Origin of the sequence: Nocardia sp. NPDC049707 (assembly GCF_040674855.1) — a bacterium.
In the GTDB taxonomy this organism is placed as follows: domain Bacteria; phylum Actinomycetota; class Actinomycetes; order Mycobacteriales; family Mycobacteriaceae; genus Nocardia.
This window is the reverse complement of record NZ_JBFANN010000100.1, coordinates 1-6,264: the sequence shown is the minus strand read 5'-3', so window position 1 is coordinate 6,264 and position 6,264 is coordinate 1. Positions and strand designations below refer to the sequence as shown.

At 64.9% G+C, this 6,264-nt stretch carries 5 protein-coding genes; 2 read left to right on the top strand and 3 right to left on the bottom strand.

Annotated elements, in window-relative coordinates:
• Positions 1–399: 399 nt before the first annotated feature.
• The 3 genes from AB0J29_RS36850 to AB0J29_RS36840 form a co-directional block, all read right to left on the bottom strand.
• A complete protein-coding gene (locus AB0J29_RS36850; RefSeq protein WP_364795930.1) occupies positions 400–1,023 on the bottom strand; it encodes a pyridoxamine 5'-phosphate oxidase family protein in 624 nt (207 codons plus the stop codon).
• Between the two features lie 192 nt (positions 1,024–1,215).
• The gene (locus AB0J29_RS36845) at positions 1,216–3,465 is read right to left on the bottom strand and encodes a molybdopterin-dependent oxidoreductase (RefSeq protein ID WP_364795927.1); all 2,250 of its coding nucleotides are present in this window, start codon (positions 3,463–3,465) and stop codon (positions 1,216–1,218) included.
• 283 nt (positions 3,466–3,748) lie between these two features.
• Entirely contained in the window at positions 3,749–4,237 is a 489-nt protein-coding gene (locus AB0J29_RS36840) for a hypothetical protein (protein WP_364795924.1), read from the bottom strand.
• Positions 4,238–4,611: 374 nt separating this feature from the next.
• Between AB0J29_RS36840 and AB0J29_RS36835 the strand changes: the two genes are divergently transcribed.
• Both AB0J29_RS36835 and AB0J29_RS36830 read left to right on the top strand, forming a co-directional pair.
• On the top strand, positions 4,612–5,094 hold the full coding sequence (locus tag AB0J29_RS36835) for a DUF4282 domain-containing protein (RefSeq protein ID WP_364795923.1): 483 nt from the start codon (positions 4,612–4,614) through the stop codon (positions 5,092–5,094).
• A 129-nt stretch (positions 5,095–5,223) separates the two neighbouring features.
• The gene (locus tag AB0J29_RS36830; RefSeq protein ID WP_364795920.1) at positions 5,224–6,075 is read left to right on the top strand and encodes a helix-turn-helix transcriptional regulator; all 852 of its coding nucleotides are present in this window, start codon (positions 5,224–5,226) and stop codon (positions 6,073–6,075) included.
• Positions 6,076–6,264: the final 189 nt, after the last annotated feature.

Genomic DNA, 6,264 nt, shown 5'->3' with positions numbered 1-6,264 from the left:
TCGAGACTCGCGACTTCGTCGCATGCGCTTCGACGACTCGGACGCGAGACGGGCCGCGAACGGTCGCTCGTAAGACTCGCTCCGTGGTGGTCGGTGAGTGCGGGGCGTTCGGCACTTGGTGCACCCGCGTCGAGACTCGCGACTTCGTCGCATGCGCTTCGGCGGCTCGGACGCGAGAGGGCCGCGAACTCCTCGCCCGTCGAGACTCGCTTCGCGGTGGTCGGTGAAGGCGGGTCGTTCGGGACCTGGTGCGCGCGTCGAGACTCGCGACTTCGTCGTATGTGCTTCGGCGGCTCGGGGGTGTTTCATGGCCGCGCCTCGGCGCGGACGTGAGACCGCCGCGAACGTCGCTCGTAAGACGTGCTCGGTCCGGGGCGAGTTTGCAGTTCGGCGAACGAATCAGCGCTGAACCAGTGTGTCGGTCTGGGACTGCGCTTTCGCCCCGAAGTAGTCGCCGCCTTTGGCGCGGACGTTGTCGGTGCCCCACTGCCGCTGTTCGCCGGCCGCGGGGACCAGATGCGGGATGTGCTTGCGGCAGTGGATGTAGGCCTCCTCCACATCGATCACCACCCAGCGTTCGGCGGCTCGCCCCTTGACGTTCTCCGGTAGCTGCGGGGCGGTGCGGCGCAGCGCGGTGTCATCCACGATCTGGGCCGAACCGTTGATGTGCAATCCGATCAGATCCTGGACGAAATCGATGAGCAGGATGCCTACGTGCGGGTTCTCCAGAATGTTGCCGAGGCTGGCGTGTACGCCGTTGCCGCGGTATTCCGGATAGGCAAGCGTGCGTTCGTCGATCACATGCAGAAAGCCGGGCACACCGGCGCGGAAGCTTGCGTCGCATTCGCCGTGCTTGTCCGCGGTGGCGATGAACGCCATATCCATCCTGGCGATGAATTCGATCATCGTCGGGTTCAGTCGATCGAGTACTTGATCTTGGTAGAAGCGTTCGGCGCGATCCTGCGTACCGTACCGCTCCTGTAGTTCGTGTTCACCGTCACTGCCACAACGTGTACCGGCCATCGCGTTTCCTCTGGTAGCTGGAATCCGGCACACTGTAACGGGTTCGACGCTAGCCCGCGACTCGATCCGAATTCAGTCCGGCAACACAGCAGAATGCACTGAATCTTTCGTTAGCGCAGAGGTTTCCACGAAGTTGCCAAAATCCGACCGTCCGGAATCTTTTGGTTCCCGGCCGGTCGGATCGAGCACAACTCAGGCCGGCGTCAAGGTGACCGGAACGCCATTGAAGATCGCATTCCCGGACGGCACATCCACCACCGAATCATCGGTCAGCACATTGGCATTCACCCCGGCATGCGCCCGAGCCACCGTCTGCGTGCTGTCGGTATGTCCCCAGCCGTGCGGCAGGCTGACCACCCCGGGCATGATCGCCTCGGTCGGCTCCAGCGGCACCGTCAGCGTTCCCGCGGCGGATTTCACCACGGCGGTGTCGCCGAGGCCCAACCGCGCCACATCCGCCGGATTGATATGCAGCGTGCAGGTATTCGACCCACCGATCAGGGTCGGGACATTGTGCATCCAGCTGTTGTTGGATCGCAATTGCCGGCGGCCGATCAACACCACATCCGGCGCGGCATCGGCGAGCCGGGCCCGCATCCGCGCGACATCCTCGAGCAGCGGCCGCGGCGCCAACTCCACCTGCTTGGACGCCGTCCGCAACACGCCGGGTAGCCGCGGTTGCAGCGGCCCGAGATCGAGACCATGCGGATTGTCCAGCAGCACCTGCAGATTCAGCGCGCTGTATTGATCGCGGTGCTCCTGGGGACCTTCGTGGTCACGCGGGCTGCCGCCTCCGGGTCCGGCGCTCGCGCCGGCATGCCACTCGCCATACGGTCCGAGCCGCAGCATCAGGTCGATGCGTTGCTCGGTGCTGTTGGACCCGATGAGTTCGGGTCGCCGCTCCGGTATGCCCGCCTTGTTCAACATGCCCGCGATGATCAGTTCATCGACGCCGTTCAGCGCAGCCGGTCCGGCGGGCTGCCCGGTCAGTGCCGCCCCGAGCCGGGCCAGGATCTCCGACTCGGCGGGCCGATCGCCGAGCGGGACCAGCGGCCGCGAATAGCGTGCGTAATTGCGAACCGCGAACTGCAGCAACGCGAAATCGTAATGCGGCGACTGCGTCGACCGCGGCGGCGGCAGGATCACATCGGCATGCCGGGTGGTCTCGTTCAGGTACCGGTCCACACTGACCATGAAGTCCAACTGTGCGAAGGCCGCATCCAACCGCGCCCCGCTCGGTGCGGACAGCACCGGATTGCCCGCGACGGTCACCAGCGCGCGCACCTGCCCCGCGCCCGGTGTGGTGATCTCATCGGCCAGGGTGGCCACCGGCAGTTCGCCCATCGCCTCGGGCAGTCCGCGCACCCGGCTGGCCCAGCGGCCGGTGCGGAATGGTTTGGTGCGCGGGATACCACCCGCCGCCGCATGGGCGAACATGGCGCCGCCGGGTGAATCGAGGTTGCCGGTCAGCACATTGACGACCTCGACCAACCACTGGGTCAGCGTGCCGAATTCGGCCGTGCAGGTGCCGATTCGCGCATATACCGCCGCGGTCGGCGCCGCCGCCAACTCCCGCGCGATCCGGATAATCGTCGCCGCGGGAATTCCGGTTCGAGCCGAGACGACCTCGGCGGTGAAATCCGCTGCTGCCGTGCGTACTTCGTCCAGCCCCGCGACATCCACGCGGATATCGGTCAGACCTTGTTCGAACAACGTATGCACGATCCCGAACAACAGATAGGCATCGCTGCCCGGCCGGATGAACAGATGCTCATCGGCCAGCTTCGCGGTCCGCGTTTTCCGTGGATCGACCACGACGAATTTGCCGCCGCGCTTGCGCAATGCCTTCAACCGGCCCGGGAAATCCGGTGCGGTGCACAGTGATCCGTTCGACTCCAGCGGATTCGCACCCAACATCAGCAGATAATCGGTGCGATCCAGATCCGGCACCGGCACGGCCAGCGGATCGCCGAACATCAACCCGCTCGCCACCTGTTTGGGCATTTGGTCGGCGGTACTCGCCGAAAACAGATTCTTGGTGCCAAGGGCCCGGATCAGCACCGGCACATACAGCGTCCCGGCCACCGTATGCGCGTTCGGATTGCCGAGATACAACGCCGCGGACTGATTGCCGTGCTCGGCCACGATCGCCGGGAAACGTGCGGCGATGACATCGAATGCCTCGGTCCAGGATGCGGTGCGCCAGGTATCGGTGGCCCGGTCCCGGATCATCGGTTCGGTCAGTCGGTCCGGATCCTCATCGAGATGTCCGAAGCTGGCCCCCTTGGGGCAGATGAACCCCTTGCTGAAGGGATCGTCTCGATCCCCGCGAACGGAGGTCACGTGGTCGTTCGCGTCGAGCGTGATCTCGAGTCCACAAACCGCCTCGCACAGCGGGCAGGTCCGCAACAGCGTCCGGGAATCATCAGTGAGCTGGGCCATGATCCCCATCATCGCGCGCGATGGATCTGTACGCATGAGGAAACAAGAATGACCGGTAGCTCCCCCGCCACTCCGAAACTCTTGCCGGTCGTGAGTGTCTCAACTGTGGCTTTGCGGGTTGGCGGTTGATCAGGTGTAGAGGTCTGGGCGTTCCCGACGAGTTATCCATGTACCCGCGAAATCAGTCGTCACGCCGGAACACGAATGACCGGTATCCGTTGCTACGAATACCGGTCATCGGTCGGTCAGGGCAGTGCGGACCCCGCCCGGCAAATACGTCTCGTCAGCAGGCGACGACGGTGTTGCTGTTGACGGTCGTGCGACGCGAGAGGGCCGAGCGAACCGCGGCGCCGATCGCGACGACCGGCGGGATCCAGCGGGCCTCGCCCGGAGCCACGCTCCAGCAGGCCTCGCCGGTGGTGAGCTGGGTGGGGGGCAGCGGGATGCCGGCACCGTCGGTGTAGACGGTGATGCCCGCCTCGCGCAATGCCGCCAGCGCCATCGTGGCCTTGTGCAGGCCGGTGACCAGGTGGACCTCGCGACGCTCGGCGCCCGGAATCTCGATAACCGGACCGGTCAGGTTGTTCGCGCGCAGGAACCGGCGAACCTCGCCGGCCAGCTCACCGCTGATCTCGATACCTGACAGATCCTCGTCCGTGATCAGGCAGATTCCGTTGGTCGTTTCAGCGATCGTCCACCCGCGCTGGATGTAGTCCTGCGCCGCGGCAGTCATCTCTGCCGCCGATGCGGAAGTCGGAAACGTGGTGCGCACTGTCTTTCTCCATTCCCCGATAGTTCTGGGTCCTGCATACGTGGGTGGTATCGGGGCGGGGTGGGGTGGGCGTTACGGGTTGTACAAAAGATCTTGATGACTGTCGGATTCATCTCACCCGGTAGTGATCGGCTATCACTGAAACATCTCCTTTTTAATGGGCCGCGCCGCCGCACCGAGGCAGGTCCGCGCGCACATTGCGGCGGCCCGCACCTGCTCATGCGAATCCACTCCTATTGGCGGGGTATCGGATTGGCGGAAGGATCGCCGTAAGAGTGAGCATCGCGTCGCGATTCGATGGGGGACAGCGGTCGGCGACGGGCAGCATCGCGAAGTGATTCGACGGTCGACGGGCGGATCCGATGAGTCCAATAGTGTCGGAGCACCCGAATTCGAAACCGAATCAGGCTGGATCGCTGGGAAAGAGAGACGGTTCTCGCGCACCGCCGCGAACCGGCCACCCCTTCGAAAGTCCGCGGGCCTGGAGTGCCGATGCCACCCGCGTTCTGCTCGACGTGCAATTCCACCGCCCTGCGACCGGGACGCTGCTACCCCTTGCCTACCTGCTCGGCCCGGCCTTCGCGATCGACATCCCGATCGCACTGACGGTGCTGATGTGGCAGGTGTGCGCGGTGCTCGCCGTGCTGGCCGCCTCGAGCGCGATACCGCTCGGCCTGACCGGCGCGGCCGTCATCCGCCTGCTGCTCGAGTTCCTCGAGAACGCGTCCGAGCTGGCGACCGAGGTCGAGTACATCGCTGATCTCGCCGAGCCGGTCTACCAACTCTCCGGAGACGTTCACGCCGTGCAGTTCTGGCGTTTGGCGAACGCGCGGCACACGCAAGTGGAAAACGGCTGAGGTTCCCGATCGCAGCCTTCGAGAACCTGTTTATCGCTATTGCGCTGTTGGCGTACCTGGGACGTCCATCGTGACCTGTGTCAGATTTGCTGTGACACAATGCGGTTCGGAAATCACAAGGGGGAAAGCATGGCTTTACCGCAGGGCACCACCGGATCGACCATGCCGCGCAGACAACTCGGCCGCCATCTGCGTGATCTGCGCAATCGGGCCAGGATGACCACCCGGGTGGCGGCCCAGCAGCTCGAATGGTCCGAGGCCAAGATCTGGCGGATCGAAACCGGGCAAACCTCACTGCGCAGCCTCGACGTCGAGGCCATGTGCAAGATCTACGGTGCGCCAACCGATCTCGTCGAACCGCTGACCGCGCTGGCCAAGGAGACCAAGGCCAGAGGTTGGTGGACCGGCTACGCCGATGTGATCGCCGAGGGTTTCGAGGTGTACCTCGGTCTAGAGGAGGCCGCCCGCACCCTGGCCACCTATGAGAACGAGCTGATCCCCGGACTGCTGCAGACCGAGGCGTACACCCGCGCGCTGCTGAAGTCCGCACGCCCGGAGGCCGCGGAGACCGACATCGACCGTCGGGTGCAGCTGCGGATGGCCAGGCAGGCGTTGCTTACCCGCACGGATTCGCCGCTGCATCTGGATGTGGCGATCAGCGAGTCGGTGCTGCGGCGGCGGGTCGGCGGTGCCGAGGTGACCGTCGAACAGCTCGCGCACCTGCGGCGCATGTGCGACCTGCCGAATGTGCGAATCCAGATGGTGCCCTCGGATTCCGGCTATCACGACGGCATGGATTCGGGCCCGTTCGTGCTACTCGAATTCGCCGATACGGCGCAGGTGGAGCTGCGGGAGCCGCCGGTGGTTTACGTCGAGGCGTTCACCGGCCCGGTGTACCTGGACAAGGAACACGAAGTCGAGCGCTACCGGAAGACTTTCGCGAACATCAAGGCGGTCGCGGTGGATGCGCACTGTGTCTGATTGCCGCGCCTTCGGCGCGGCGGGTTCGCGGCCCCCTGCTGTCTCGCGTCCGAGTCGTCGAGACTCGCGACTGTGTTTTTGGCCGCGCGGGCGCGGCGTGTTCGCGGCGAAGTCATCATCCGGGCATAGGTCCTGCACCCAGACATTGTCGACTGTTGCCCCGATCCCTGCGGTGAGAAAAGTGGTCTC

What these genes read in the sequence shown, in the direction of transcription:
- AB0J29_RS36850 (WP_364795930.1), bottom strand. Translation starts at nt 1,023, where the DNA reads ATGGCCGGTACACGTTGTGGCAGTGACGGTGAACACGAACTACAGGAG.
- AB0J29_RS36845 (WP_364795927.1), bottom strand. Translation starts at nt 3,465, where the DNA reads ATGGCCCAGCTCACTGATGATTCCCGGACGCTGTTGCGGACCTGCCCG.
- AB0J29_RS36830 (WP_364795920.1), top strand. Translation starts at nt 5,224, where the DNA reads ATGGCTTTACCGCAGGGCACCACCGGATCGACCATGCCGCGCAGACAA.